28 protein-coding genes and 1 tRNA gene are annotated in these 25581 nt (G+C 63.4%); 14 read left to right on the top strand and 15 right to left on the bottom strand.

Annotated features, from left to right (window positions below; genetic code table 11):
* Positions 1-39 precede the first annotated feature (39 nt).
* Positions 40-900, top strand: a complete 861-nt coding sequence (locus tag PBR20603_RS01590) for a cytochrome c oxidase subunit 3 (RefSeq protein WP_150557794.1) — start codon at positions 40-42, stop codon at positions 898-900.
* Positions 901-1174: 274 nt separating this feature from the next.
* Here PBR20603_RS01590 and PBR20603_RS01585 read toward each other — a convergent pair whose 3' ends face one another.
* Entirely contained in the window at positions 1175-1378 is a 204-nt protein-coding gene (locus PBR20603_RS01585) for a twin transmembrane helix small protein (RefSeq protein WP_023597799.1), read from the bottom strand.
* 135 nt (positions 1379-1513) lie between these two features.
* Between PBR20603_RS01585 and PBR20603_RS01580 the strand changes: the two genes are divergently transcribed.
* From PBR20603_RS01580 to PBR20603_RS01560, 5 genes are all read left to right on the top strand, one after another.
* Positions 1514-2239, top strand: coding sequence for an SURF1 family protein (locus PBR20603_RS01580; RefSeq protein ID WP_150558283.1), 726 nt, complete (start codon positions 1514-1516; stop codon positions 2237-2239).
* Between the two features lie 7 nt (positions 2240-2246).
* Positions 2247-2879, top strand: coding sequence for an SCO family protein (locus PBR20603_RS01575; RefSeq protein WP_150557793.1), 633 nt, complete (start codon positions 2247-2249; stop codon positions 2877-2879).
* A gap of 75 nt (positions 2880-2954) precedes the next feature.
* Positions 2955-4142 carry a COX15/CtaA family protein gene (locus tag PBR20603_RS01570; protein ID WP_150557792.1) on the top strand — a complete coding sequence of 396 codons (1188 nt, stop codon included), beginning with the start codon at positions 2955-2957 and terminating at the stop codon, positions 4140-4142.
* An 18-nt stretch (positions 4143-4160) separates the two neighbouring features.
* Positions 4161-5066, top strand: a complete 906-nt coding sequence (cyoE, locus tag PBR20603_RS01565) for a heme o synthase (protein ID WP_150557791.1) — start codon at positions 4161-4163, stop codon at positions 5064-5066.
* A gap of 139 nt (positions 5067-5205) precedes the next feature.
* Positions 5206-5808 (top strand): SCO family protein, encoded by a 603-nt coding sequence (locus tag PBR20603_RS01560; RefSeq protein ID WP_174977741.1) that lies wholly within the window; start codon positions 5206-5208, stop codon positions 5806-5808.
* Between the two features lie 101 nt (positions 5809-5909).
* Here PBR20603_RS01560 and cydX read toward each other — a convergent pair whose 3' ends face one another.
* The 5 genes from cydX to rpoH all read right to left on the bottom strand — a co-directional run bounded on the left by cydX (position 5910) and on the right by rpoH (position 10496).
* Positions 5910-6026 (bottom strand): cytochrome bd-I oxidase subunit CydX, encoded by a 117-nt coding sequence (cydX, locus tag PBR20603_RS01555; protein WP_150557789.1) that lies wholly within the window; start codon positions 6024-6026, stop codon positions 5910-5912.
* Between the two features lie 15 nt (positions 6027-6041).
* A complete protein-coding gene (cydB, locus tag PBR20603_RS01550; protein ID WP_150558282.1) occupies positions 6042-7178 on the bottom strand; it encodes a cytochrome d ubiquinol oxidase subunit II in 1137 nt (378 codons plus the stop codon).
* A gap of 27 nt (positions 7179-7205) precedes the next feature.
* A complete protein-coding gene (locus PBR20603_RS01545; protein ID WP_150557788.1) occupies positions 7206-8810 on the bottom strand; it encodes a cytochrome ubiquinol oxidase subunit I in 1605 nt (534 codons plus the stop codon).
* A complete protein-coding gene (cydP, locus tag PBR20603_RS01540) occupies positions 8800-9114 on the bottom strand; it encodes a cytochrome oxidase putative small subunit CydP (protein WP_150557787.1) in 315 nt (104 codons plus the stop codon). Before cydP ends, PBR20603_RS01545 begins: the two co-directional genes overlap by 11 nt.
* Positions 9115-9557: 443 nt before the next feature.
* Positions 9558-10496 (bottom strand): RNA polymerase sigma factor RpoH, encoded by a 939-nt coding sequence (rpoH, locus tag PBR20603_RS01535; RefSeq protein WP_150557786.1) that lies wholly within the window; start codon positions 10494-10496, stop codon positions 9558-9560.
* Between the two features lie 221 nt (positions 10497-10717).
* On the opposite strand from rpoH, the gene PBR20603_RS01530 reads away from it, so the two are divergent.
* Positions 10718-11101, top strand: coding sequence for a nuclear transport factor 2 family protein (locus PBR20603_RS01530; RefSeq protein WP_150557785.1), 384 nt, complete (start codon positions 10718-10720; stop codon positions 11099-11101).
* Between the two features lie 225 nt (positions 11102-11326).
* Here PBR20603_RS01530 and ybiB read toward each other — a convergent pair whose 3' ends face one another.
* On the bottom strand, positions 11327-12322 hold the full coding sequence (gene ybiB / locus PBR20603_RS01525) for a DNA-binding protein YbiB (protein WP_246174321.1): 996 nt from the start codon (positions 12320-12322) through the stop codon (positions 11327-11329).
* 120 nt (positions 12323-12442) lie between these two features.
* Here ybiB and maiA point away from each other — a divergent pair, with 120 nt between their 5' ends.
* Both maiA and PBR20603_RS01515 read left to right on the top strand, forming a co-directional pair.
* Complete coding sequence (gene maiA, locus PBR20603_RS01520; RefSeq protein WP_150557784.1) at positions 12443-13090, top strand: maleylacetoacetate isomerase; 648 nt, start codon at positions 12443-12445, stop codon at positions 13088-13090.
* A gap of 8 nt (positions 13091-13098) precedes the next feature.
* Positions 13099-13725, top strand: a complete 627-nt coding sequence (locus tag PBR20603_RS01515) for a LysE/ArgO family amino acid transporter (RefSeq protein ID WP_150557783.1) — start codon at positions 13099-13101, stop codon at positions 13723-13725.
* 174 nt (positions 13726-13899) lie between these two features.
* Here PBR20603_RS01515 and ftsY read toward each other — a convergent pair whose 3' ends face one another.
* On the bottom strand, positions 13900-15345 hold the full coding sequence (gene ftsY, locus PBR20603_RS01510; RefSeq protein ID WP_174977740.1) for a signal recognition particle-docking protein FtsY: 1446 nt from the start codon (positions 15343-15345) through the stop codon (positions 13900-13902).
* A 228-nt stretch (positions 15346-15573) separates the two neighbouring features.
* Here ftsY and PBR20603_RS01505 point away from each other — a divergent pair, with 228 nt between their 5' ends.
* Together PBR20603_RS01505 and PBR20603_RS01500 are read left to right on the top strand one after the other, a co-directional pair.
* The gene (locus PBR20603_RS01505) at positions 15574-16935 is read left to right on the top strand and encodes a M16 family metallopeptidase (protein ID WP_246174378.1); all 1362 of its coding nucleotides are present in this window, start codon (positions 15574-15576) and stop codon (positions 16933-16935) included.
* A 13-nt stretch (positions 16936-16948) separates the two neighbouring features.
* Positions 16949-18388, top strand: coding sequence for a M16 family metallopeptidase (locus PBR20603_RS01500; RefSeq protein ID WP_150557781.1), 1440 nt, complete (start codon positions 16949-16951; stop codon positions 18386-18388).
* A gap of 115 nt (positions 18389-18503) precedes the next feature.
* Here the strand turns inward: PBR20603_RS01500 and PBR20603_RS01495 are convergent, their stop codons facing one another.
* Entirely contained in the window at positions 18504-19388 is an 885-nt protein-coding gene (locus tag PBR20603_RS01495) for an ABC transporter permease (protein ID WP_281355965.1), read from the bottom strand.
* A complete protein-coding gene (gene nodI / locus PBR20603_RS01490) occupies positions 19381-20298 on the bottom strand; it encodes a nodulation factor ABC transporter ATP-binding protein NodI (protein WP_150557780.1) in 918 nt (305 codons plus the stop codon). Before nodI ends, PBR20603_RS01495 begins: the two co-directional genes overlap by 8 nt.
* A gap of 272 nt (positions 20299-20570) precedes the next feature.
* Between nodI and rsmD the strand changes: the two genes are divergently transcribed.
* From rsmD to PBR20603_RS01475, 3 genes are all read left to right on the top strand, one after another.
* Positions 20571-21164 carry a 16S rRNA (guanine(966)-N(2))-methyltransferase RsmD gene (gene rsmD / locus PBR20603_RS01485; protein ID WP_150557779.1) on the top strand — a complete coding sequence of 198 codons (594 nt, stop codon included), beginning with the start codon at positions 20571-20573 and terminating at the stop codon, positions 21162-21164.
* A 55-nt stretch (positions 21165-21219) separates the two neighbouring features.
* Complete coding sequence (coaD, locus tag PBR20603_RS01480; protein ID WP_150557778.1) at positions 21220-21714, top strand: pantetheine-phosphate adenylyltransferase; 495 nt, start codon at positions 21220-21222, stop codon at positions 21712-21714.
* A 64-nt stretch (positions 21715-21778) separates the two neighbouring features.
* Positions 21779-22036, top strand: coding sequence for a YfhL family 4Fe-4S dicluster ferredoxin (locus PBR20603_RS01475; protein WP_150557777.1), 258 nt, complete (start codon positions 21779-21781; stop codon positions 22034-22036).
* A 35-nt stretch (positions 22037-22071) separates the two neighbouring features.
* Here PBR20603_RS01475 and pth read toward each other — a convergent pair whose 3' ends face one another.
* The 5 genes from pth to ispE all read right to left on the bottom strand — a co-directional run bounded on the left by pth (position 22072) and on the right by ispE (position 25566).
* Entirely contained in the window at positions 22072-22668 is a 597-nt protein-coding gene (gene pth / locus PBR20603_RS01470) for an aminoacyl-tRNA hydrolase (protein ID WP_150557776.1), read from the bottom strand.
* 123 nt (positions 22669-22791) lie between these two features.
* Positions 22792-23412 (bottom strand): 50S ribosomal protein L25/general stress protein Ctc, encoded by a 621-nt coding sequence (locus tag PBR20603_RS01465; protein ID WP_150557775.1) that lies wholly within the window; start codon positions 23410-23412, stop codon positions 22792-22794.
* 156 nt (positions 23413-23568) lie between these two features.
* Positions 23569-24516 (bottom strand): ribose-phosphate pyrophosphokinase, encoded by a 948-nt coding sequence (locus PBR20603_RS01460; protein ID WP_150557774.1) that lies wholly within the window; start codon positions 24514-24516, stop codon positions 23569-23571.
* A gap of 49 nt (positions 24517-24565) precedes the next feature.
* Positions 24566-24642, bottom strand: a tRNA-Gln gene (locus tag PBR20603_RS01455).
* A 54-nt stretch (positions 24643-24696) separates the two neighbouring features.
* Positions 24697-25566 carry a 4-(cytidine 5'-diphospho)-2-C-methyl-D-erythritol kinase gene (ispE, locus tag PBR20603_RS01450; RefSeq protein WP_150557773.1) on the bottom strand — a complete coding sequence of 290 codons (870 nt, stop codon included), beginning with the start codon at positions 25564-25566 and terminating at the stop codon, positions 24697-24699.
* Positions 25567-25581 lie beyond the last annotated feature (15 nt).

Below are 25581 nucleotides of genomic sequence, written 5' to 3'. Positions count from 1 at the left end.
ATGGCATAGACAAAGAGAACCAAGCCTGGAGAGATAAGAATGAGTGGTCAACACCAAACGGCGCCTTACTACTTCGTGCCGGCCCCCTCGCGGCATCCGGTGAGCTGCAGTGTCGGCTTGCTGGTCGTGCTTGCTTCGGCCGCAGCGTGGGTCAACGGTCAATCGTGGGCCCCATGGACGGCACTGGCCGGCCTGCTGTGGGTGCTATGGGTGCTGCGTAGCTGGTTCGGCGACTCGATTGCCGAGTCCGAAGGCGGCCTCTACGGCAAGCGCATTGACGTGTCCTACCGCTGGGGCATGAGCTGGTTCATCTTCTCCGAGGTGATGTTCTTCGCGGCGTTCTTCGGTGCGCTGTTCTACGCGCGCACGCTGGCGATGCCGTGGCTCGGCGATCTCGATAACAAACTGCTGTGGCCCGACTTCAGCGCCGTGTGGCCGAACACCGGTCCGGCCGGTGTGGTGGATGCTTTCGAGACGATGGGCCCGTGGCCGATCCCCACGCTCAATACGGCACTCCTGCTGACCTCGGGCGTCACGCTGACGATCTCGCACCACGCCTTGCGCGCCAATCATCGCGCCAGCGCGATCTTCTGGCTGTTTGCCACCGTTGTGCTGGGCTTCGTCTTCCTGGGATTCCAGGCGTACGAATATCACCACGCTTACACCGAACTGAACCTGAAGCTCACTTCGGGCGTGTACGGCTCGACGTTCTTCCTGCTCACCGGCTTTCACGGCTTTCACGTGATGCTCGGCGCGATCATGCTCAGCGTCATGCTGATTCGCCTGATGAAGGGGCATTTCACGCCGGAACATCACTTTGGTTTCGAAGGCGCCGCCTGGTACTGGCACTTTGTCGACGTGGTCTGGCTGGGCCTGTACGTCGTGGTCTACTGGCTCTGACGCCGAGACCCCGTCAAGACGGTCGGGACGCCGCCGGATTCCGGCGGCGTTTCCATTTGCGGGCGCATTTGCAAGCGCTGGCGTCGCCCGACAGGGCAGTAGGGCCTTTGTGAACGGAAGCGATGAGCGGGCTGCGCAATGCGGCCTTATGCCGCATACCGCCGGTGCACAGCCGTAAGTCACGGTACTGCGCAATGACCGTAGCTTGACGAAGGTCAAAGACAGGCGGCAGAGACGGGGTGCGGCGATTTGCCGCAGGAGAGCGGCGCGGGACTCAGTATCTTATGCCCGTGCTGTGAATCCAGCCCATCCAGTTGGCGAACAGGATGAGCAGGAACAGCGTCACCGACAGGCCGACGCGCACCATGAGCGAATGCACGGTGCGATTCGATCGGCCCTTGTCCCGCATCATGAAAAACAATGCGGACGCCAGACTGCCAAGAATCAGGACGAAGGCGATGGCAACGATGATGCGCATGATTTGTCCGATGACAGGAATTCGTCATTATCGGGCAACGGGCTCGCGCTGGCACGCTGCAATGCAGTGTATGGCGCTGGCGTTCGTGGCGCTGCCAGTCAAGGAACGTACGTGTTGAAAACCCTCTTGCGCGGCATGCGCCCGGTACCGGCGCTGCTGATTTTGTTGGGCGTGATGCTCACCGCAGCGCTCGGCGTGTGGCAGTATCAGCGCGCGCAGATGCGTCTGGCGCGTCAGGCGCAGATCGAGCAGGCCGAGCAGGCGCCAGTGATCGCGCTGGGCGCGCAGTCCTACTCGCTGAGCGAGGTGGCGAACCGGCGGGTGCGTGTGACGGGCCGCTTCCTGCAGAACCGCGTGGTGTATCTGGACAATCGTCCGCGCAACGAGCTGCCCGGGTTTTACGTGGTGATGGCGTTGCAGACGGGGCCGGATCACGTGGTGCTCGTCAACCGCGGATGGCTGCCGCGCGATCTGCGCGATCGCGTCGCGATCATGCCGTATGCCACGCCGGCAGGTGACGTCACCATCGAGGGCATTGCGCAGCCCGATGCGTCGCGAGCCTTCGAGTTGGGGCGCGGCGGCTCGGCGGCGGGGCTGGCCATTCGTCAGAATCTCGATGTGACGGATTACGCGCGCGAGACATCGCTGCCGCTGCAACCGTTCGTCGTCATGCAGACCAACGACACGGGCGATCACCTGCTGCGCGACTGGCCCGCGCCAGCGACCGGTGCGGATCGCAATTACGGATATATGGCGCAATGGTTCGGCATGTCGCTGATCCTTGCGATGCTGGGACTGCGTCTGGCCTACCGACGCGGACGCCGGCTGACGGGCGCCACTGACAACTTCAAGCGGGCATGAGGCGAGTATGAGTACTGAGGTGAATGCCGCAGGCACGGGAAGTCCTGCCATCGATCCGGTGCAACGACGCCGCGCGCGGCGCATGCTGGTGCTGCTGTTCGTCGTGTGCGCAGCGCCTGCGGTGGCGGCGTACCTGATGTATTACGTATTCAAGCCGCAGGGCGGCACGTCGGCCTACGGCAAGCTGATCGAGCCGCAGCGGCCGCTGCCCGCCCTGATGGTGCGCGACGACGAGACGGGCGAGACCCTGCCGCTGTCGTCTCTCAAAGGCAAGTGGCTGATGATCAGCGCAGACACTGCCGCGTGTGACGAGAATTGTGTGAGCAAGCTCTTCTACATGCGGCAGATCCGCGTGTTGCAAGGTAACGAGCGCACGCGCGTCGAAACATTGTGGCTGGTGACGGACGATACGCCGGTGTCCGACAAGCTCGATGCGGCGTACGAAGACACGCGCCGCCTGCGGACCGATCCGGTCGCGCTGGCGGCGTGGCTGCCGACGCAGGACGGCACCGGCCTGCGTGACCATATCTATCTGGTCGATCCGCTGGGTAACCTGATGATGGCGTTCCCGAAGAACGCCGATCCGGGCAAGATCAAGAGCGATCTGTCCCGACTGCTCAAATGGTCGGGGACGGGTTGAGGGGCATGCCCCGCAATGCAGGTGAGACCGTGCGCCATGGCGCACGCGACATGACGAAGAACTGACGTAAAACCGATGCTTTACCTTCTGGAACTGGGCTTCATCGGCCTGTGTATTGCGGTGCTGCCGCTCGGCTGGGTGCTGCTGCGCCGCGACGCGAACAAGTACCGCAAACTGGCTTGGGTGACGACCTTTCTCACGCTCGACCTGATCATGTTCGGCGGCTTCACGCGGCTTACGGATTCGGGGCTCGGCTGTCCCGACTGGCCGGGGTGCTACGGCACGTCGTCGCCGTTCGCCGCGCATGCGGACATTCACGCGGCGCAATCGATGCTGCCGACCGGTCCGGTGACGTTCGTCAAAGCGTGGATCGAGATGATTCACCGCTATTTCGCCATGTCGGTGGGGGTGCTCATCATCGCCCTGATGGTCATGGCCTGGGTGAAGCGGCGCGAGTTGAAGCAGTCGCCCTGGCTCGCAACGGGGTTGTTCATCCTCGTGTGTGTGCAAGGCGCGTTCGGCGCCTGGACCGTGACGATGAAGCTCCAGCCGGTGATCGTCACCACGCATTTGATGTTGGCGCTCACTTTGCTGGGCTCGCTCGCGTGGCTGGCGTCGCGTCAGATGCCGCTGGTGAGCGTGGCGGCCGACCCCGGCGCGTTGCGCTGGCGCTGGGCGGCGCTGATCGGATTGGCGCTGCTGGTGTTCCAGATCGCGCTCGGCGGATGGGTGAGTACCAACTACGCTGTGCTTGCCTGCACCGACTTCCCGACTTGTCAGGGGCAGTGGGTGCCGCCGATGGACTTCCACAACGGCTTCAAGCTCTGGCGTGAGCTGGGCAAGACGGCGGGGGGTGAGGTGATTCCGATGGACGCGCTCGTGGCGATCCACTGGGTTCACCGGACCTTCGCGGTGGTGGTGGTGCTGTATCTGGCGTGGCTGGCGAGCCAACTGCGACGCCATGCCGCGCTCAGAAAACCGTCTATTCTGGTATTGATGCTGGTGTTCGTGCAATTCGCGACCGGATTGTCGAACATCGTTTTCCAATGGCCGCTGCTCAACGCCATCGCCCATAACGGCGGGGCGGCCGTCCTGCTGCTATTGCTCGTTATGTTAAACTACCGCATTCGCGCCGCTGGAACGGCGGCGTCCATTGCGGCCGGCCTGACAGATCAGGCAGACCTTCCGGCCCGCCAGAAGCCCCTCCCGTCAGCGGAGCCGGCTGCCGCACCACTCGCTGGCGCCCCGACTGGCTCGGCATAGCGCATTGCCTCTGAGTGTATGAAAAGCACGACCCTTCCCCATCCGCCGTCTAGCCGTATCGCACAATACTGGGCGTTGACCAAGCCCCGTGTGACGCAGCTCGCCGTCTTTTGCGCCGTCATCGGCATGTTCCTGTCCACGCGCGGCATGGTGCCGTGGCAGGTGCTGATTGGCGGCACCATCGGTATCTGGCTGCTCGCCGGGTCCGCCTTCGCCGTGAACTGTCTGATCGAGCAACGCGTCGACGCGCTGATGCGCCGCACGGCGTGGCGTCCGTCCGCGCGCGGCGAGATCGCCCCGTGGCAGATCATCGTCTTCTCGACGATTCTCGGCGCGGCCGGCATGGTGGTGCTCTACACATTTACCAACGCGCTCACGATGTGGCTCACGCTTGCCACGTTCGTGGGCTACGCGCTGATCTATACCATCATTCTCAAGCCCTCCACGCCGCAGAACATCGTGATTGGCGGTGCGTCGGGCGCCATGCCGCCGGCGCTCGGCTGGGCCGCCGCGACCGGTGCCGTGCCGGCCGATGCGTGGATTCTGGTGCTTATCATCTTTGTCTGGACGCCGCCGCACTTCTGGGCGCTCGCGCTGTACCGCCGTCAGGATTACGTGAATTCGGGCCTGCCGATGCTGCCGATCACGCACGGCGAGAAGTACACGCGTCTGCAGATCCTGCTCTACAGCGTGGTGCTGTTCGCGGTGTCGCTGTTGCCGTTCGCGCATCGCATGAGCGGCTATCTGTATCTGGTCTCGGCGGTCGTGCTCTCGGGCATCTTCCTCGGCTACGCGATCAAGCTGTGGCGTCACTATTCCGATGCGCTCTCGCGCTCGATGTTCCGCTACTCGATCGTCTACCTGTCGCTGCTCTTTGCGGCGCTGCTGGTCGATCACTACGTCCAGATCTTCCTGCTCGGCTGACGCCGGGCGGTCGCGGGCATAGCGGGGTTTGCCCGCCGTGGTGTGAGTCACGATGACAGGCGCGTTACGGTATTCTCGACCGGCGCGCCTGTTGTATTTCCGGAAAGCGTTTTTCCATACGTTTTGGGGACATTCGTTCATGAATCTTGCTGTCATCTGGTTGCGTCGTGCGATGTTGCTGATGGGACTCACCTTGCTTCTCGCCGCGTGCGGTAAAGACGGTCCGTCGTTCCAGAGTCTCGATATCACCGGGAACAAGGAGTTCGCACAGGACTTCTCGTTGCAGGACCCGCAAGGCAAGACGCGCACGCTCGCCGACTACAAGGGGAAAGCGGTCGTGATGTTCTTCGGCTACACACATTGCCCCGACGTTTGCCCGACCACGATGGCTGAACTCAATCAGGTCATGCAGAAGCTCGGCGCGGATGCACAGCGCGTGCAGGTGCTCTTCGTGACTGTCGACCCGCAGCGCGATACGCCGGAGCTGATGGGCCAGTACGTGCCGGCGTTCAACCCGGCATTCGTCGGCCTGCGCCCGGCAGACGATGCCGCGCTCAAGGAAGTCACGAAGTCGTTCCGCGTAGTGGTCAACAAGGTGGAAGGCTCGACGCCGAACAACTACACCATCGATCACACCGCAGGCATCTACGTCTTCGATCCGAACGGTCAGCTGCGCCTGTTCATGCGTCCGGACGAGCCGGTCGATGCGATGGCCAAGGATCTGCAAACGCTGCTGAGCTGAGTCTGCCGAGCGCGTCGATGCCGATGGGCCGACGCGTAACAGGATAAAAAAAATCGCGCCCCTTGAGGCGCGATTTTCATTTCTGCTTCCCGCAGGTCAGGTCAGCTGCCTTCCTGACTGCGGCGTTCGAGGTCGTCGTGCGCTTCGAACCACATCACGTTGATGATGCCGAACGCGAGTGCGAGGCCGAGGCCGAGAGTCCAAGAGAAGTACCACATGTCGCGACTCCTTGATCAGTACATCGTGTGCGGGTTGTCGTTGACCGTCTCGATCGTCACGCGGCCACGGATCACGCGATACACCCAGCCGGTGTAGAGCAGGACGATGGGCAGGAAGACGATCACGGCAATCAACATGATTTGCAGCGTGAGCTGGCTCGAGGTGGCATCCCAGACCGTGAGGCTGCTGACCGGCGCCGCGGCCGAAGGCATCACGAACGGGAACATCGAGAAGCCGGCGGTGAGGATGATGCCGGCCATCATCAGCCCGGTGATGACGAACGTCCACGCATAGGCCCGGCCGGTCGCGAGCAGTGCCGCGAGAATGGCGCACAGGCAAGCAACGACGGGCGCCGCGATCATCCACGGATAGGTGTGATAGTTCGTGAGCCACAGGCCGGGGCCGGTCGTGACCTCCTTGAGCAGCGGGTTGGCCGGCGAGTCGGTCGGGCCCATGTGCGTGATGGCGAAGCCGTCGACGTGCGTGGCGACGAGCACACCCGCCACGAGAAACAGCAGCAGCGTGCCCAGCGCGGTCACACGCATGATGCGCCCGGCGCGATCGGCCACGATCGGATCGGCCTTCATGCGCAGGTGGGCGGCACCGTGCGTGACCAGCATCAGCACGCTCACCAGACCGCACAGCAGCGCGAACGGATTGAGCAGCGCCCAGAACGAGCCGGTGTACGTCGAGCGCATGGTGTTGTCGAACGAGAACGGCAGGCCCAGCAGCAGGTTGCCGAAGGCCACGCCGAACACCAGCGACGGCACCACGCTACCGACGAACAATGCCCAGTCCCACGAGTTGCGCCAGCGTGCGCTCGGCAGCTTGTTGCGGTAGTCGAAGCCGACCGGTCGCAGGAACAGCGCAAAGAGCACCAGCAACAGCGCCCAGTACAGACCCGAGAACGCCGCGGCGTAGACGAGCGGCCAGGCGGCGAACATCGCACCGCCCGCCGTCACGAACCACACCTGATTGCCTTCCCACGTGGGTGCAACGGTGTTGATGATGACGCGGCGTTCCGCGTCGGTCTTGCCCAGGAAGGGCAGCAGCGTGGCCGTGCCCATGTCGAAGCCGTCGAAGAAGGCGAAGCCGATCAGCAGCACGCCGACGAGCACCCACCAGATCAGCTTGAGTACGGTGTAATCGATCATCATGATGTCGTGTCTCCCTGACGATCAGACCGAAGTCGCCGGACGCTCGCCAGCGATGGCGCTATCGTCCGTCCCTTCAGTCTCGAAGTAATAACGGCCGGTGTGCAGCGATGACGGGCCGAGCTTGACGTACTTCACCATCAGGAACATTTCAATGATGAGCAACGCGGTGTAGAAGATGATGAAGCCCGCGAGGCTCAGGTACAGGTCGCCGGCCGAGAGCGACGACGTCGAGAGGTGCGTCGGCAGAATGCCGGCGATGGTCCACGGCTGACGGCCCACTTCGGCGACGATCCAGCCGAACTCGGCAGCAAGCCACGGCAGCGGAATCGCCCACACGGTCCAGCGCAGGAACCAGGCCGAACGCGGCTTGAGCAGACGGCGGCGTGCGCACAGCCAGAAGGCCCACAGGAACGTGAAGAGGAACAGGAAGCCCAGGCCGACCATGATGCGGAACGACCAGAACACGGGGGCGACCGGCGGGATCGTATCGTTGGCCGCCATGTGGATCTGCTCCGGCGTGGCGTCGACAACGTTCGCCGTGTACTTCTTGAGCAGCAGGCCGTAGCCGAGGTCGTCCTTGTACTTGTCGAACTCGGCGCGCACGGCCGGCGACGTGTCGCCGCTGCGCAGCTTCTCGAGCGCGGCGAAGGCGAGCATGCCGCGTTGGATGTTGTCCTTGTGCTCGTCACGCAACTGCGTGAGACCGATCACCGGTGTGTCGACCGAGCGCGTGGCGATCAGGCCCATCGCCCAGGGAATCTTCACGGCGTAGTCGGTCCGCTCTTCCTTCTGGTTCGGGAAGCCGAACAGCGTGAACGATGCCGGCGGCTTGGCCGTCTCCCATTCGGCCTCGATGGCGGCGAGCTTGACCTTCTGCACTTCGCCCGTGGTGTAGCCCGACTCGTCGCCCAGCACGATGACCGACAGCGTCGAGGCCAGACCGAAGCCTGCGGCCACGGCAAAGGAGCGCAGGGCGAACGGCACGTCGCGGCGCTTGAGCAGATACCAGGCCGAGATGCCGAGCACGAACATGGCGGCGGTCACGTAACCGGCCGAGAGCGTGTGCACGAACTTCACCTGCGCCACCGGGTTGAAGATCACGTCCCAGATGCTGTTGAGCTCCATGCGCATGGTTTCGTAGTTGAAATGCGCGCCGACCGGATTGTTCATCCAGCCGTTGGCCACGAGAATCCACAGCGCTGAGAGGTTCGAGCCCAATGCCACCGCAAACGTGGTTGCAAGGTGACCAATGCGCGAGAGCTTGTTCCAGCCGAAGAAGAACAGGCCGACGAACGTGGCTTCGAGGAAGAACGCCATCAGACCTTCGATGGCGAGCGGCACACCGAAGATGTCGCCGACGTAGTGCGAGTAGTAAGCCCAGTTGGTGCCGAACTGGAATTCGAGCGTGAGACCGGTGGTCACGCCCATCGCGAAGTTGATCAGGAAGAGCTTGCCCCAGAACTGGGTCATGTCCTTGTAGATCTGCTTGCCGGTCATCACATACACCGACTCCATGATGACAAGCAGCCAGGACAGGCCGAGTGTTAGCGGGACGAACAGGAAGTGATACAGCGCCGTTATGGCGAACTGCAAGCGCGAGAGGTCAACGACTTCGCTACTGATCATGGCGGACACCTTGACTTGGGGTGGTGGACTGCGCTTCGACGGCTTGCGGCCCAATCAGGGCACGAGCCACGACGTCCGGCGGCAATTGCATGTGCTTGGCCATCGGAGCGTCGAAGAACGCGTGTTTCAGAATAAACAGGAGTACTACCTTGATCGCGAGGACGATCAGGATTTCGACCATGAAACGGGAAGGGCGGGTGCGCCAGCGCCTGATCAGCCAGTCGACGATGGCGGCGGAGCGCGACGCCGCGACGGGCGCGGCCGGGGCGGGAGGCTTCAGACTGCTAGGAGAGTGGGTGTCCATCCGTGACGGCTCCTGGCGTCGAAAGTCGTTGTGTTGGGAACAGCGTCGACTTTCGGCGCATTTTGCCTTATCGCTCGAAAATGTCAAACCGCGGGGCGCGGGGGGCCGGATGACACGCAGATGACGCTGGTTCGATGCGGATCTGCCAACGCGGGTGATGGCAGATGAGAAGCGAGGTCGAGACAAGGGTCCGGCGCGGCGAACGGCCCCCCGGCCGTCCTTCGCACGCAGCATGGCCACGTACGATTCGATTCTATCGACCGGTCGTCCGGGGGACCTTGCGATGCATCAAGTCCTACGCAAATGACCCGTGAACTTTCGAAGTCCAATAAAAAAGCCCCGTGAGCTTCACGGGGCTTTTGCGCCGGCCATTCACGGCAGACGGTGATGCGGCATGTCGTGTGGCAATTTGTCGCGTTGCCACCGCCACTCCGATCCATGCATTACGCAAAGGCTTGCAGTGCGCCTTTCATCTTCTTCATGGCGGCGACTTCGATCTGACGGATGCGCTCGGCCGACACGCCGAATTCTTCCGCCAGTTCGTGCAGCGTGGCGCCGCCGCTGCCGTCGTCGGCGACCGACAGCCAGCGCGCTTCGATGATGCGCCGGCTGCGCGGGTCGAGACGGCCGAGCGCCGTTTGCAGACCGTCGCTTTGGAGATGGTCGCGCTCGCGCGCGGCGATCACGGCGGTCGGCTCCTGATGCGAGTCGGCGAGGTACGCAATAGGGGCGAAGCTCGCGTTGTCGCTATCGTCGCTATGACCCTCGAGGGCAATATCGCCGCCCGACATGCGCGTTTCCATTTCCACGACGTCTTCGCGCTTCACGTTCAGATCGCGAGCGACCTGATCGATCTCTTCCGGCGTGAACGCTTGCAGGCCCTGCTTCTGGCTGCGCAGATTGAAGAACAGCTTGCGTTGGGCCTTGGTCGTGGCGACCTTGACCGTGCGCCAGTTGCGCAGAACGTACTCATGAATCTCGGCCTTGATCCAATGCATGGCGTACGACACGAGTCGTACCCCCTGGGTCGGATCGAAGCGCTTCACGGCCTTCATCAGGCCGATGTTGCCTTCCTGAATCAGGTCGGCATGCGGCAGGCCGTAGCCGAGGTAATTGCGCGCGATCGACACCACCAGACGCAGGTGCGACAGCACGAGCTGGCGGGCGGCTTCGAGGTCGTCGCTCTCACGCAGGCGCTTGGCGAGCGACTGCTCCTCCTCGGCCGTCAGCAAAGGAATGCGGTGAACAGCCTGAATATAGCTGTCGATATTGCCCAGACTGCCCGGCAGCATCAATGCCGACGGGGCAATAGCAAGGGCACGAGAATTCGGCGCCGTGCCGGTGGCCGGCGTCGTCGGATGCAAAGTGGCGGCAGTACTCAAGTGGTGGACTCCTGGTTAGCCTCTGGGAAAACATTTTAGCACTCTCTTTCGATGAGTGCTAAACACGTTAGAACCCTTACCGGGCGGGAAGTTTCCGGCATCTCGGGGTTTTCCAGCACCCCCCGTAAAACCGGAGAAGTCACTGGCGCAAACGTGACGCGGATGGTGTAAATTGCAACCCAAGTCGCGAGCGTTTGGGTCGGCGAAGACGGGAGGTCAACATGGCGGGAAAGCAAATCGACGTGGTGCGTGAACGCGAGTCAGCGCGCTTCGACGCGATGGTCGAGGGTGACGTCGAACAACTCGACGCCCTCTTGGCCGACGGCCTTCACTACGTTCATTCGAACGGCAAACGCGAAACCAAGCGCGAATTTCTCGACGCCCTGACCTCGGGCCGCCGTCGATATCTGGACATCGATATCCGGGCACAGGAGCTGCGCCAGTTTGGCGACACCGTGGTCGTCACCGGCAAGCTCAAGGTCGAACTGGAAACCGCGACCGGCTCGCTCGAGTCGCAAATGGCCTATACGGCAGTCCATGTGCTCGAGGCCGACGAATGGCACCTCATCTCTTGGCAAGCGACCCGCATGGCGTCGGCCGAATGAAGCGCCGGTCGTCTGCCAGCGGATCCGGCGGCTGCCTCGTCCGGCACTCGCCGGACGTCCTCTCCGAATACAACATTCGATTGTTTTTGGTATGAATTGTTCCGGAAATTACTTTATTTCTTGATTTCCGAGGTTTTGTTCCGCGTTACGGGCATATTGGCCGACGATATGCTCGTATGGCGATCAAGCGGGTGATCTTCACGCCCGTCACGCCTGCCACTCCTGTCATGCTCCGCTGACGATTCCTAGTGCCTGGCGAATCACCTCGACCTGCCGAGCGATGGGGGCCGGCACGGCGATCTCACCGGCCAGCACGGCTTCAATCCATCGAGCAGTGGCCGGGGCGTCGGCAGCGGGTAGCGCCGGCGGCACGCCCGTGGCACCTTCTTCCGCCGCTTGCCACAACCGGTACATTCCGTCCGAAAAGCCCTCGATTGCCGTCTGACGGCGGGCATCCGCGACCGGTTCGCCTTCTGTGCCGCGCGCCAGCAGCACACCCGGTGCCGGGCTGTTGGCGGCATCGGCGAACATCTCGCCGAGCGTTTCCCGATATTCGGGGTGCGTGTAGTTCACAAGCCGCAGTGCCGGACCGGCAAACGGCTGCAACAGCTTCACCACCGTATGACCGGAATTGCGCACCCCCAACGCGGCGCGCATCTCCAGCAGCCGTTCCAGTGCAGGCGAAAGCGCGGCAATCGGCAGATAGGCGACACGGCGTGTCCGCAGCGCGGCCTCAGTCTCGGCGGCCGACTGACAGGCGGTGTGGCCCAGTTCCGCGAAGATCGCCTGCGTGCCGACGCGATTCGCGCCGCTGTGATGCTGACCGTGCACGAGCACCGGAATGCCCTCGCGGGCGAGCAGCAAGGCGAGCAGCGGGGTGAGATTCGGCTGTTTGCGTGCGCCGTTGTAGCTGGGCAGCAGGACGGGCGGTGGCGCATCGGTCGGTGCGGCGAGCGGCGTGAACGTCGCGTGCGCGGCGTCGAGCATGGCGCGCAGTTCGACGGGCGTTTCACCCTTGATGCGATAGGCGATCAGAACCCCGCCCAGTTCTGCGGGCGCCACGCGCTCGGCGAAGATGGCGTCGAACAGGGTACGCGTCTCGTCGGCGCTGAGTGGGCGCGCACCTTTCGCACCGCGGGCGATGGTTTTGAGCAGCGGCGCACAGGCGAACGGAGCGGCAGAGGTCATGGCACGTTGGAATCGATATTCGTATTCGTCCATGATACGCAATCGAGTGTCCTCGGGGCCAGTGCATGCAGTACCATCTCGTGTTCAGACGCGGGTGGCTCGAGACTTCTGACACCTTCCGCGTCTTCCCACATCCCGCTTTCGAGGTCTGCCATGTCCACGCTGTACAGCTATTTCCGCAGTTCCGCCGCGTATCGTGTGCGGATCGCCCTGAATCTGAAGGGGCTCGATTACGACACCGTGCCCGTGCATCTGGTGCGTGACGGCGGCGAACAGCTCAAACCGGCTTATCGCGCGCTCAACGTCAACGGATTGGTGCCGACGTTCATCGACGGCGACGTGAACATTCACCAGTCGCTCGCCATCATCGAGTATCTGGAAGACGTGCATCCCACGCCTGCGCTCCTGCCGTCGGAGCCGGTAGCACGCGCTCAGGTGCGGGCACTGGCGCTGGACATTGCCGCCGATGTTCACCCGATCAACAACCTGCGCGTGTTGCGTTACCTCAAACACGACCTGGGCGTGAGCGAAGAACAGAAAAACGCCTGGTACGTTCACTGGATCGTGGAGGGCTTCAAGGCGCTGGAAGCCCGCCTCGCAGCACAATCTCCGCACGGCAAGTTCGTCTTCGGCGACACCCCGACGCTGGCGGACTGCTGCCTCGTGCCACAGGTCTACAACGCGAACCGCTTCAAGGTGGACATGACACCATTCCCGCGCATCGCCGCCATCAACGCCCACTGCCTGACGCTCGATGCCTTCCGTCGCGCGGCGCCGGAAGCGCAACCCGACGCCGAGTAAGTTCCGTCATGGTCGATCCGGCTTTTTGGCGGGGCATGGCGCTTGGCGCCAGCCTCATCATGGCGATCGGCGCGCAGAACGCGTTTGTGCTTCGGCAGGGCATTCTGAAGCGTCACGTGGGCGCGGTCGTGGCGGTGTGCGCGATCTGCGACATGGTGCTGATCGCGGCAGGGGTGGCCGGCATGGGCGGCCTCATCGCCGCGTATCCGCGCTTTCTCACGGCCGTCACGTGGGGCGGTGCGGCATTCCTGTTCTGGTACGGTCTGCGCGCGTGGCGCGCCGCATTTCGCGGAGCGGGTGCCTTGCGGGCCGACGGCAGCCGCGCGGCCACGCAGGACATGACGTGGCAGCGCGCATTCGTGCTCGTCCTGATGCTCTCGCTGCTCAATCCTCACGTCTATCTCGACACCGTGATTCTGCTCGGTGGCATCGGTGCGCGTGAGGTGTCGCCCGGCAATGCCTGGTTCGCCGCAGGGGCGATGACCGCTTCGGTGCTGTGGTTCACCACCCTCGGCTATGGCGCGCGGTTGCTCGCGCCGCTGTTCTCTCGCGCTCGAGCATGGCAGATCCTCGATGGCGTGGTCGGCATGATGATGTGGGGGCTCTGCGCAGGACTCGTCGCGCAGCAGTTGTAACGCATCGTTCGACGGCGGCGCTGCGTGGCCGTCTTGCGTCGTTCAAAGGACAAACGGCCCGCCGGGTGAAATAGCGGGCCGTTGGGTTTGTGGCAAGCAGCGCTTCGCGTTACGAGAAATTGCGACGAATTGCGACGAATTGCGACAAATTGCGACGTGCGCTGCCGGATGCGTTTACCCCAGCAGAGCGTCGGCGAATTCGCGCGCGGAGAACGGTTGCAGGTCTTCGACCTTTTCGCCCACACCGATGAAGTACACGGGCACCGGACGCTGACGCGCAATCGCGGCGAGAATACCGCCCTTGGCCGTGCCGTCGAGCTTGGTGACGATGAGGCCGGTGAGTTGCAGCGCGTCGTCGAACGCCTTGACCTGTGTGAGCGCGTTTTGCCCGGTATTGGCGTCGATTACAAGCAGAACCTCGTGCGGTGCGCCGTCGGCGGCCTTGGCCAGCACGCGCTTGATCTTCTTGAGCTCTTCCATCAGATGCAACTGCGTCGGCAGGCGGCCGGCGGTGTCGGCCATCACGATGTCGATCTTGCGAGCGCGGGCGGCGTTCACGGCGTCGAACACGACGGCGGCAGGGTCTCCGCTTTCCTGTGAGACGACTGCGACGTTGTTGCGCTCACCCCAGATCGTCAGTTGCTCGCGGGCCGCTGCGCGGAACGTGTCGCCTGCGGCGAGCAGCACGGACTGGCCGTAGTGCTGGAAGTGCTTGGCGAGCTTGCCGATGCTCGTCGTTTTTCCTGCGCCGTTCACGCCGGCGATCATCACCACCATCGGCGCTTCCCGGCCGAGCACGAGGCTTTGCTCCAGCGGTTGGAGCAGATCGACCAGCAGGTCATGCAAGGCGCGCTTGACCTGTTCGCCTTCGGTCAGCCGTTCGGCTTTGACCTTCTTGCGCAGCGCTTCGATCAGGAACGTGGTGGCTTCAACCCCGGCGTCGCTCATCAGCAAAGCGCTTTCGAGTTCTTCGAACAGGTTTTCGTCGACCTTCACGCCGATGAAGATGCCGGTGAGGCCGGCGCTCGTCTTCGACAGTCCAGCCTTCAGGCGCGTGAGCCAGGAACGCTTGGCGGCCGGCGCCTGGGCCGGCGCGGCAACGATTTCGCCGATGGCTTCGCCGTGCGAGTCCTTTACGACGACGGGCGCGGCGGGCAATGCGATCGGCTCGATCGGCTCGACCGGCTCGGGCGTAATCTGCGCCGCGGGGGTGGCAGCGGGCGGGGCCGGCGTGCTCGGCGTTGGGACATTCACCGGTGCCGGTTCGGCGTGTGCCGCATTTTCCGCCGGGCTGACGGGACCACGCGGGGCGTCTGCCGGTGCGGCGGGCGCTTGCGGCGCGGCGACCGCCGGCGCTGCCGGAACGGCGGCGGCGGGGGTGGCGGGGGGGGCGACTGGCGCGGCAGGTTGCGGCGGGGGCACCGGCGTAGGCGCGGGCGCAGCAGGCTGGGCCTGCGCGACCTCGGCCGTTGCGGCATGGCTTTCGATCGGAACGCTTGACGATTCGGGCGTTCCCGGCAATGACGCCGATTCGACGGATTCGACGGATTCGGTGGATGCTGGACTCGCCTCGGCGGCCTTGTTACCGCCCGACTTGAAGCGCTTGAAGAAGCTGAACATGGGGTGAAGAACTCGACGTGGGCGCGCGCGGTCGGCGTGCGTCTGTGATTTGTCTTGCCATTCGCGCCGCACAAAACGCCCTACAATGGGCGAGTCGTTGTTTCCGACGCGGGAAATGCGACGTATTTTATCAGACGCGTATCGACGTCCATGACGGGCGAAAGGGGATCCATGACGGGAACCATGCGCTGGCGACGTGCCTTGGTCGGACTGACCTTGGCCGGTGTGATGAGCCTGAGCCATGCTGCCGACACGACTGGCAGCAAAACCACGGACAACACTTCGGAATTCACGTTATCGAACGGCCTGCGGCTGATCGTGCGCGAAGACCATCGGGCGCCGACGGTCGCCCATGTGGTCTGGTACCGCGCCGGCTCGCTCGACGAGTTCAATGGCACCACGGGCGTGGCCCATGCGCTGGAACACATGATGTTCAAGGGCACCAAGACCGTCGGGCCGGGCCAGTTCTCGCGTCAGGTTGCCGCGCTTGGCGGCCGCGAGAATGCATTCACCAGCAAGGACTACACGGGCTACTTCGAGCAGACCGAGAAGTCGCGCCTGCCGGAGATGATGCGTCTCGAGGCCGATCGCATGGCCAACCTCACGCTCACGGCCGACGAGTTCGCCAAAGAGATCCAGGTGGTCATGGAGGAGCGCCGTCTTCGCACGGACGATCAACCACGCGCACTGCTCTATGAGCAACTGATGGCCTCGGCGCTCATCGCCAATCCCTATCGCCGCCCGATCGTCGGCTGGATGAACGACCTGCAGCACATGACGGTTCAGGACACGCGCGACTGGTACGAGCGTTGGTACGCACCGAACAACGCCGTGGTGGTCGTGAGCGGCGATGTGGACCCGGCACAGGTCAAGCAACTCGCCGAGACGTATTACGGTCCGATCAAGCAACGCGCGTTGCCGGAGCGTCGTCCGCAGGACGAGCCCGCGCAACTTGGCGTGCGCCGGATTTTCGTGAAGGCCCCGGCCGAGAATCCGCATGTGATGCTCGCGTGGCGTGCGCCGCGTCTGACCGACGTCGAGAAGGATGACGACGTCTATGCGCTGCAAGTGCTCGCCGCCGTGCTCGACGGCTATGGCAACGCGCGTCTGACGAGCCGTCTCGTGCGTGAGCAACGCGTCGCCAACGACGTCGGCGCCGGTTATGACGGTGTGGGCCGCGGTCCGCAGTTCTTCATCCTGGATGGCACGCCCGCACAGGGCAAGACACCCGAGCAGATCGAAAAGGCGCTGCGCGCGCAGGTGGCCGACATCGCAGCGCATGGTGTGACGCAGGCAGAGCTGGGCCGCGTGAAGGCGCAGGTGGTCGCGTCGCAGATCTACAAGCGTGACTCCGTGTTCGGTCAGGCGATGGAAATCGGTCTGAACGAAATGTCGGGAATTTCGTGGCGGCAGATCGACCGCATGCTCGAGAAGGTGAAGGCGGTGACGCCGGCGCAGGTGCAGGCGGTGGCTGGCAAGTACTTCGGCGACGAGTCCTTGAGCGTCGCGACGCTGGTGCCGCAGCCGATCGACGAAGCGACACGCAAGCGCCGCGCCCAAGGGGCGCAAGACCTGAAGAACATGCGCTGAGAGAGGCCACAAGATGATGAATATTTCCGCACTGTTGCGTGCGTGCTTCGTGCCTGCGCGTACGGGCCTTCTGGCTTGCGTCGCTGCAGGTGCCGTGGTGGCGGTCATGCCCCTCACCGCGCAGGCGGCGCTGCCGATTCAAAGCTGGGTCTCGCCCTCAGGCGCCAAGGTCCTGCTCGTGGAGAGCCGTTCGATTCCGATGATCGATCTGAACATCGATTTCGACGCGGGCAGCCGTTACGATCCGCCGGGCAAGTCCGGACTGGCGTTGTTCACGGCGGGTCTGCTTGACTCCGGGGCGTTAGCTGCGGGTGGGCGTCCGGCGTTGACCGAAGCGCAGATCGCGGACCGCTTCGCCGATGTGGGCGCGATGGCGTCGACGAGCGCCGGGCGCGACGCGGCGACCGTCACGATGCGCACGCTGTCCTCGCCGGCCGAACGCGACGCCGCGGTGAGTACGATGGCGCAGTTTCTGCAACATCCGACGTTCCCCGACGCGGTGCTCAAGCGCGAGGCGGCGCGTCTGGCGTCGGCGATTGCCGAAGCCGATACGAAGCCCGAAGCGATTGCCGACAAGGCATTTCGCAGCGCCATCTACGGTAGTCATCCTTATGGCGTGAGTCCGACGGTGGCCAGCGTCAAGGCCGTGAAGCGCGACGATCTGGTGCGCTTCTACCGTGACATGTACAGCCCGAAGCGAGCGGTCGTCACGATCGTCGGCGACATCGATCGTCCGCAGGCAGAAAAGCTCGTCGCCACGCTGATCGATGCCATGCCCGCAGGCGTGACGCCACCCGCAATGCCTCCCGTGGCGGCACTGCGCAGCGCGGTGCAGATCGATCTTCCGCATCCGGCCGAGCAGGCGCATATCGTGACGGGGCAGGCGTCGGTGGCCCGTAGCGATCCCGACTACTTCCCATTGCTGGTGGGGAACTACGTGCTGGGCGGCGGCGGTTTCGTGTCGCGCCTGACGGCGGAAGTGCGTGAGAAGCGCGGTCTGACGTACGGCGTGTCGAGCAGCTTCATGCCGCAGTTGCAGGAAGGCCCGTTCGAGATCGGTTTGCAGACGCGCCGTGAGCAGGCGCCCGAAGCGCTCAAGGTCGTGCGGGAAACGCTCGCGAAGTTCGTGCAGGAAGGGCCGACCGATGCGGAGATTCAGGCCGCGAAGGACAACCTGACCAATGGTTTCCCGCTGCGCCTCGACAGCAACCGCAAGCTGCTGGCGAACGTTGCGGCCATCGGCTTCTACAACCTGCCGCTGGACTACCTCGACACGTGGACCCGCAAGGTGGAAGCCGTTACCGCGGCGCAGGTGCGAGATGCCTTCGTGCGTCACGTTCAGCCCGAGCGGCTCGTCACGGTCGTTGTCGGCCCGAGCAACGTCTTCGGTGCGGCCAGCGCTGGTGCTGCTGCGCAGGGCAGCAAGCCTGCCGGGGCCATGCAGGCCAAGTAATCGTCATCGCGCGGCAGACGTCGCGTGGCAGGCACGCCGAACGAAAAACGGCACCGGAGATTCCCGGTGCCGTTTTTCTTTGATGACGGCGATCTGCCAGAGAGCGTTGCACCTGTTACCGGAGAATTCGCCGGCGTAACAGCACCAGTGCGACAGCGAACCCGACGACGGCGTAGGCCGCAAGCGCACCGGCGTGCAGCCACGGCAAGTCGATGGCGCGCCCGAGCATGGCAGGACGGATCAGGGCCACCGCGTGAGCGAGCGGCAGCCACTCCGTCACATGACGTGCCGCTGCCGGGAGTTGCGATAACGGGAAGAACACGCCCGAGAGCAGCAGCATCGGCGTCATCACAAGGGTTTGGTAGAACATGAAGAAGTCGTAGCTCGGTGCGAGCGCCGTCATCACCATGGCCAGACTCGCGAACGCCAGTCCCGCGAGCAGGACCACAGGCAGCACCACAGGCAGGCTTTCGATGCGAGCATAGCCGAGCGCACTGGCCACCACCAGGATGGCGAGACCCGAGAGCACCGCCTTGCTGGCGGCCCACACGACTTCGCCAAGCACGACGTCACCCAACGTGAGCGGCGTGTGCATCAGCGCTTCCCACGTGCGTTGCACGTGCATGCGAGAGAAGCCCGAGTACATCGACTCGAAGCTCGCGGAGAACATCACACTGGAGCCCACGGTGCCCGCCGCGAGAAATGCGATGTACGAGGTGCCGTCGACTTCGCCGACCATCATGCCGAGGCCGAATCCCAGCCCGAAGAGGTAAATCATGGGGTCGGCCAGATTGCCGAACATCGACGCAATGGCGAGCTTGCGCCACACGAGGAAGTTGCGCCGCCAGACCCCCATCCACGGCGTGAATCCCGGGAGATAGCGGGGCGCATCGGGAGGATGCCCCTGTGGCGCAGCGGCACGAGGCGTGCTCGCCGTTGCGGCAGCGGCGCCATCCGCATGGGTTGAACCGCCGGGATCGTGTCGATCGTGCTCAGTCATCGCGCATCTCCCGCCCCGTGAGTTTGAGGAAGACGTCCTCCAGATTGGCGCGCCGATGCAGATAGCGCACGCCGGGCTGATCTTGCAGCGCGCTCACGAGCGGGGCGGCGTCGCGCACGTAGCAGAAGTGCGTCTCACCGCTCGTCTCGAGACGCTCGGCGAGCGGGGCCAGTCGCGCGAGCAACGCCGGCGGCACGTCGCCGAACACCTCCACAACGTCGCACCCGATCTCCCGTGCGACGAGTTTGGGCGGGGTGCCCTCGGCAATCTTGCGGCCGTTGTCGATCACGCACAGGCGGTGGCACAAGCGCTCGGCTTCTTCCATGAAGTGTGTCGTGAGCAGAATCGTCTTGCCCTCGTTCATCAGCGATTTGAGCCGTTCCCAGATCAAGTGCCGGGCTTGCGGGTCGAGGCCAGTGGTCGGCTCGTCGAGTACCAGCAGATCGGGATTGTTGATGAGGGCGCGGGCAAGGGTGAGGCGTCGTTTCATCCCGCCCGAAAGCTGACTGACCCGGGCGTCTGCCTTCGATTCGAGACGCGCGAATGCGAGCAGGGCGGGCACTCGCTCGCGGAGGACAGCAGAGGAGAGTCCGAAATATCGGCCGAAGACGGCCAGGTTCTCGCGGACAGTGAAGTCGGGGTCCAGATTGTCGAATTGAGGCACAACGCCGACACGGCGCCGGGCCTCCGGGGCCATTTGCGGAACGGGCAGGCCACCGAGACGGATTTCTCCGGCGTCGGGGGTGACCAAACCCAGCAACATACGCAGGGTGGTGGTCTTGCCTGCCCCGTTCGGACCCAGCAGGCCGAAGCACTCGCCCGGGGCCACGCGCAGTGACAGATGATCGACCACAGGGCGGCCGTCATAGGCCTTGCATAGCTCAGTTACCTCGATGGCAGCTTCGATCATGGCGAGTCGGGGGGTCTCCTGTTGAGCGGCTGGGCGCGTCCTCAGTGTGGCGTCTGCGCATTGCCCGACACCGGCCGGCCGGTGTTGGCGCGTTGTCTTACCGATTGCGCGCCCTTATGCGGCGGGTATGGCGGGCGATGTGGTATGTTTCGCCTCAACAATGTAGCGTGAATTGTCATGATTTTGGATTCCTGGCGTGCGCAGCCGCGTGCGCGAACTCATTTTTGCCCCGGTGACGGCGCATTCGGCATGGTTGTGTCGCGGAGGACGGTATGAAGTCCGGCGCAGGTAACGTGGCACGCGGCGCGCCGCAGCAGGTCCGCATCATCGGCGGTCAGTGGAAACGTACGCCGCTGCCGGTGCCGTCGGGCGACGGTCTGCGGCCCACGCCCGACCGTGTGCGCGAAACGCTGTTCAACTGGCTCGGCCAGGATCTGAGCGGCATGCAGTGTCTCGACGCGTTCGCGGGCAGTGGGGCGCTGGGGTTCGAGGCGGCTTCGCGCGGCGCCGCACGGGTGCTCATGATCGAGCAGGCCGCGCCCGCCGTCCGGCAGCTTCGCGCCAATCAGGCGAAGCTCGATGCCCGCCAGATCGAGATCGTGCAGGCCGATGCGAGACGCCTGATAACCACACTCGCGCCCGGGGCTTTCGACGTGGTGTTTCTCGATCCTCCGTTTGCGAGCGGCTGGCTGAGTGATCTGCTGGCGCCTGCGGCCCGTCTGCTGGCCCCGAACGGTGTGATCTACGCCGAATCCGACACCCCGCTGGCGGACGACGCGCTCGCTGCGTTCGGTCTCGCATGCCTGCGCCGGGCGAAAGCCGGAGCGGTGCATTATCATCTGCTTGAATCGATTCCGAAAACCTAGAGACCACAATGAATAAGTTCGTAGCACAGGTCCCCAGCCGCGAGGAGACGTTGGCATGGTAGTGGCGATCTATCCGGGGACGTTCGACCCGCTGACCCGAGGGCATGAAGATCTGGTTCGCCGTGCGGCGGGCATCTTCGACAAGCTTGTCGTTGGCGTGGCGGATAGCCGAAACAAGAAGCCGTTCTTTGCACTCGACGAACGCATCGACATTGCGCGAGAAGTCCTCGGTCACTATCCGAATGTCAGCGTGGAAGGGTTTTCCGGGCTGCTCAAGGACTTCGTGCGCAAGCATCAGGCCCGCGTCATCGTGCGCGGTCTGCGTGCCGTGTCCGATTTCGAGTACGAGTTCCAGATGGCAGGGATGAACCGCTATCTGCTGCCCGATGTGGAAACGATGTTCATGACGCCGTCCGACCAATATCAGTTCATCTCGGGCACGATCGTGCGCGAGATTGCGCAATTGGGCGGCGACGTCAGCAAGTTCGTGTTTCCTTCCGTCGAAAAATGGCTGGTGACGAAAGTCGGCGATCTGTCGGCGAAGGAATGAGTATCGTGCGCGCCGGTCGTGGCCTGATGGCTGATCGGCGTCGCGATACGGCTGGAGGTGCCGTATGGCCTTGATGATTACCGATGAATGCATCAATTGCGACGTGTGTGAGCCAGAGTGCCCGAACGACGCAATTTCGATGGGGGTCGAGATCTACGAGATCGATCCGAACAAGTGCACCGAGTGCGTCGGTCACTTCGATGAACCGCAGTGTGTGCAGGTGTGTCCGGTGGAGTGCATTCCCATCAACCCCGAACACATCGAGACCCCCGAGCAACTGCTCGAGAAGTACACCCACCTGCAAGCAGGCAAGACTGCCTGAGCGGCGCGCCGCCGCTCGTTCGTCTGCCGCTTCGCTTACTTCCCTGGCGTAGCGTGCAGACGCATCATTGCCTTTTCCATGTCGCCTTTGACGACCAGGTCGACGATGTCGAGTGAGCGCGACATTGCGTCGTCGATCTGCGCCTGTTCTTCCTTGCGCGGCGGTTTGAGCACGAAGTCCACCACCTGCTGCTGGCTGCCCGCCGGTTGCAGCGTGCGTGGATGTCCAATGCCCAGGCGCAGGCGCCAGAACTCGGGGGTCGTCAGGTGTGCGGCAATGTCTTTCAAGCCGTTGTGACCGCCGCTGCCGCCGCCTCGCTTGAGCTTCACGGTGCCGGGCAGCAGATCGAGTTCGTCGTGAACGACGAGAATTTCATCCGGCAGGATCTTGTAGAAGCGCGCGAGCGCCACGACTGACTGTCCCGAGCGGTTCATGAAGGTCTGCGGCTCGAGCAGCCACACTTCCTGACCGGCGATGCGCGCACGCGCAGCGAAGCCGTGGAAGTTCTTCTGGTTCGTGAGCGATGCACCGCATTGCTGCGCCAGCGCGTCAACGAACCAGAAGCCGGCATTGTGACGCGTCGCTGTATATTCGGCGCCCGGATTGCCGAGCCCTACGATCAGCTTGATCATTTCGGTATCAGGATCTTGGCGCGGGCCTGTCAGGCATACGCGCCGCCATAAAAAAACCCGCCGGACATGATGTCGCGGCGGGTCTTGCGTCCAGCGTCGCCGCTGAAAGCTAACGCACGAGGCTTAGGCCGCCGGCGTTTCGCCTTCGGCAGCCGGGGCAGCCGCTTCGTCAGCAGCAGCACCCGCCGGTTGGACGGCTTGTGCCACCACCGGGTTTTCTTGCTCGACGTGCAGCGTGAGCGTCACGCCGGCGGGCAGCTTGACGTCCTTGGCGTGCACCGATTGACCGGCTTCCAGCTTCGACAGGTCAACTTCCAGGAATTCCGGCAGCTTGCCCGGCAGGCAGTTGATGTCCAGGTCGTTCACGGTGTGGCTGATCACGTTCGAAGCCAGCTTCACGGCCGGGGCGTTCTCAGCACCCAGGAAGTGCAGGGGCACCTTCACGTGGATCGACTTGTTCGGGTCGACACGTTGGAAATCCACGTGCAGAACCAGTTGCTTGAACGGGTGGTACTGCACATCGCGCAGCAGCACTTGTTCGGTCTTGCCAGCGACTTCCAGCTCGAGAATCGACGAGTGGAAGGCTTCCTTGCGGAGGGCGTGCCACAGGGCGTTGTGATCGAGTTCGATCAACTTCGGATCGACGTTACCACCGTACACGATGCCCGCGGTCTTACCGGCATTGCGCAGGCGGCGGCTCGCACCCGTACCTTGCAGATTACGCTCAAAAGCGACGACTTTCATAACAACTCCTTGTACTGCCCGCGACCAGGCAGCGATTTCTTCCCGAATACCGTGCCAAAAAATGCAGGCTTCAGGAACGACAAAGGCGGGGAGATGCTCCCCGCCGACATAACAACGGCGCCAAACAGGCGCCGCCGCAAAATGCTATGAACGCGCTTATTCCGCGAACAGCGACATCACCGAGTCGCCGCGACGAATACGCGAGAACGTCTCGGCGAGCAGATTGGCGCAGCTCAACTGGCGAATCTTGCCGCCCTTCGAGTCGTCGCGCAGCGGAATCGTATCCGTCACGACAACTTCGTCCAGCTCCGAGGCGTTGATACGCGCTGCGGCACCGCCGGAAAGCACCGGGTGCGTGCAGTACGCATAAACCTTCTGCGCGCCACGCGCCTTGAGCACTTGCGCGGCCTTGCACAGCGTGCCGGCGGTGTCGACCATGTCATCCATGATGACGCAGGTGCGGCCTTCGACTTCACCGATGATGTTCATCACTTCGGCGACGTTGGCCTTCGGACGACGCTTGTCGATGATGGCCAGATAGCAGTGCAGTTGCTTTGCGAGTGCGCGGGCACGCACCACACCGCCGACGTCCGGCGAAACCACCAGCAGGTTTTCGTGGTTCTGTTCGCGCACATCTGCCAGCAGCAGCGGCGAAGCGTAAATATTGTCGACCGGGATATCGAAGAAACCTTGAATCTGGTCGGCGTGCAGGTCCATCGTGATGATGCGCTCGACGCCCGCAATTTGCAGCATGTTGGCTACGACCTTCGCCGAGATCGCCACACGCGCCGAACGGGGGCGGCGATCTTGACGGGCATAGCCGAAATACGGAATGGCAGCAGTGATCCGGCCGGCAGAAGCGCGCTTGAGCGCGTCGACCATGATCATCAGTTCCATCAGATTGTCGTTGGTCGGAGCGCACGTCGACTGGAGGACGAAGACGTCCTTGCCGCGCACGTTTTCCTGAATTTCGACCTGGATTTCGCCGTCGGAGAACCGGCTCGCCATTGCCTTGCCGAGCGGGATACCGAGAGTGTCGACGACCGCTTGGGCCAGGGCGGGATTGGCGTTCCCGGTGAATACCATTAGGTTATCACTACTCATCTGGCTACCTGCGGAACGTTTGGATGCTGACACTGCACGACAGAGAAATTGGCAGGGGAGGAAGGACTCGAACCCTCGTATGCCGGAATCAAAATCCGGTGCCTTAACCAACTTGGCGACTCCCCTACACTAACCGATGCCCTTGCTGCGTCGTAGGAAACGCAACAAAGTAAAACTTTTTCACGCGAATCCGAACATTGGGTGTTCGGCCAGACTGGAGGTCACTTGACCGAGCCAGCGCTCTGGCAATCGCTTACATGCAGCTTCTGCGTCAGCCTTCGTGTCGAATACCGCAAACACGCTAGCGCCGGATCCTGTCATGCGGGCCGTGGTGAAGGTTCTGAACCAGTCAATCACGGCAGCGACTTCCGCGTATTCTCGAGTGACTGCCGCCTGCATGTCGTTACGGAAGATTTCATCCGTTGCGAGCATGTTTTTGCTGGCGTGCTCAAGAAAGAACGCCATTGTGACGATCTTCGTATCCCTTGTCAACAGGGGATCGCGAAATATTTTGTCTGTCGCGACGTGTACGCGCGGGTTCACGACGAGGAAGTGCCGCTGCGGCAAATCGACTGCATGCAACTCTTCGCCCAGGCCCTCGGCAAAGGCATTGCGGCCGAAGACAAAAAACGGCACGTCAGCGCCGAGCTTCAAGGCGAGCGTCTGGAGTTCAGCGCGCGGCAGATCGAGCTGCCACATGCGGTTGAGCGCGAGCAGCGTCGTCGCGGCATCGGAGCTGCCGCCGCCGATGCCGCCGCCTGCCGGCAGCCGCTTCTCAATGGCGATGTCCACACCGAACCGCACACCGCAATGCTCCTGCAGGAGACGGGCGGCCCGCACGGTGAGATCGGTCTGAGGCGGCACGCCCGGCAGCGGGTTCGTGTGCACGATCTGCGCGTCGTCGCGGCGCTCGAAGTGCAGCGTGTCGGCCCAGTCGATCAGTTGGAAGACGGTTTGCAACTCGTGATAGCCGTTCGGCCGGCGCCCCACGATATGCAGGAACAGGTTCAGCTTGGCCGGAGCCGGACAGTCACGCAGGATTTCGTACATGGCGATGCGAAACGA

This window comes from Pandoraea bronchicola (assembly GCF_902459805.1).
In the GTDB taxonomy this organism is placed as follows: Bacteria; Pseudomonadota; Gammaproteobacteria; order Burkholderiales; family Burkholderiaceae; genus Pandoraea; species Pandoraea bronchicola.
The sequence above is the reverse complement of the archived record's forward strand: the minus strand, read 5'-3'. Positions and strand labels throughout refer to the sequence as shown.

What these genes read in the sequence shown, in the direction of transcription:
- PBR20603_RS01590 (WP_150557794.1), top strand. Translation starts at nt 40, where the DNA reads ATGAGTGGTCAACACCAAACGGCGCCTTACTACTTCGTGCCGGCCCCC.
- PBR20603_RS01585 (WP_023597799.1), bottom strand. Translation starts at nt 1,378, where the DNA reads ATGCGCATCATCGTTGCCATCGCCTTCGTCCTGATTCTTGGCAGTCTG.
- PBR20603_RS01580 (WP_150558283.1), top strand. Translation starts at nt 1,514, where the DNA reads ATGCGCCCGGTACCGGCGCTGCTGATTTTGTTGGGCGTGATGCTCACC.
- PBR20603_RS01575 (WP_150557793.1), top strand. Translation starts at nt 2,247, where the DNA reads ATGAGTACTGAGGTGAATGCCGCAGGCACGGGAAGTCCTGCCATCGAT.
- PBR20603_RS01570 (WP_150557792.1), top strand. Translation starts at nt 2,955, where the DNA reads ATGCTTTACCTTCTGGAACTGGGCTTCATCGGCCTGTGTATTGCGGTG.
- cyoE (WP_150557791.1), top strand. Translation starts at nt 4,161, where the DNA reads ATGAAAAGCACGACCCTTCCCCATCCGCCGTCTAGCCGTATCGCACAA.
- PBR20603_RS01560 (WP_174977741.1), top strand. Translation starts at nt 5,206, where the DNA reads ATGAATCTTGCTGTCATCTGGTTGCGTCGTGCGATGTTGCTGATGGGA.
- cydX (WP_150557789.1), bottom strand. Translation starts at nt 6,026, where the DNA reads ATGTGGTACTTCTCTTGGACTCTCGGCCTCGGCCTCGCACTCGCGTTC.
- PBR20603_RS01545 (WP_150557788.1), bottom strand. Translation starts at nt 8,810, where the DNA reads ATGATCAGTAGCGAAGTCGTTGACCTCTCGCGCTTGCAGTTCGCCATA.
- cydP (WP_150557787.1), bottom strand. Translation starts at nt 9,114, where the DNA reads ATGGACACCCACTCTCCTAGCAGTCTGAAGCCTCCCGCCCCGGCCGCG.
- PBR20603_RS01530 (WP_150557785.1), top strand. Translation starts at nt 10,718, where the DNA reads ATGGCGGGAAAGCAAATCGACGTGGTGCGTGAACGCGAGTCAGCGCGC.
- ybiB (WP_246174321.1), bottom strand. Translation starts at nt 12,322, where the DNA reads ATGGACGAATACGAATATCGATTCCAACGTGCCATGACCTCTGCCGCT.
- maiA (WP_150557784.1), top strand. Translation starts at nt 12,443, where the DNA reads ATGTCCACGCTGTACAGCTATTTCCGCAGTTCCGCCGCGTATCGTGTG.
- PBR20603_RS01515 (WP_150557783.1), top strand. Translation starts at nt 13,099, where the DNA reads ATGGTCGATCCGGCTTTTTGGCGGGGCATGGCGCTTGGCGCCAGCCTC.
- ftsY (WP_174977740.1), bottom strand. Translation starts at nt 15,345, where the DNA reads ATGTTCAGCTTCTTCAAGCGCTTCAAGTCGGGCGGTAACAAGGCCGCC.
- PBR20603_RS01505 (WP_246174378.1), top strand. Translation starts at nt 15,574, where the DNA reads ATGAGCCTGAGCCATGCTGCCGACACGACTGGCAGCAAAACCACGGAC.
- PBR20603_RS01500 (WP_150557781.1), top strand. Translation starts at nt 16,949, where the DNA reads ATGATGAATATTTCCGCACTGTTGCGTGCGTGCTTCGTGCCTGCGCGT.
- PBR20603_RS01495 (WP_281355965.1), bottom strand. Translation starts at nt 19,388, where the DNA reads ATGACTGAGCACGATCGACACGATCCCGGCGGTTCAACCCATGCGGAT.
- nodI (WP_150557780.1), bottom strand. Translation starts at nt 20,298, where the DNA reads ATGATCGAAGCTGCCATCGAGGTAACTGAGCTATGCAAGGCCTATGAC.
- rsmD (WP_150557779.1), top strand. Translation starts at nt 20,571, where the DNA reads ATGAAGTCCGGCGCAGGTAACGTGGCACGCGGCGCGCCGCAGCAGGTC.
- coaD (WP_150557778.1), top strand. Translation starts at nt 21,220, where the DNA reads ATGGTAGTGGCGATCTATCCGGGGACGTTCGACCCGCTGACCCGAGGG.
- PBR20603_RS01475 (WP_150557777.1), top strand. Translation starts at nt 21,779, where the DNA reads ATGGCCTTGATGATTACCGATGAATGCATCAATTGCGACGTGTGTGAG.
- pth (WP_150557776.1), bottom strand. Translation starts at nt 22,668, where the DNA reads ATGATCAAGCTGATCGTAGGGCTCGGCAATCCGGGCGCCGAATATACA.
- PBR20603_RS01465 (WP_150557775.1), bottom strand. Translation starts at nt 23,412, where the DNA reads ATGAAAGTCGTCGCTTTTGAGCGTAATCTGCAAGGTACGGGTGCGAGC.
- PBR20603_RS01460 (WP_150557774.1), bottom strand. Translation starts at nt 24,516, where the DNA reads ATGAGTAGTGATAACCTAATGGTATTCACCGGGAACGCCAATCCCGCC.
- ispE (WP_150557773.1), bottom strand. Translation starts at nt 25,566, where the DNA reads ATGTACGAAATCCTGCGTGACTGTCCGGCTCCGGCCAAGCTGAACCTG.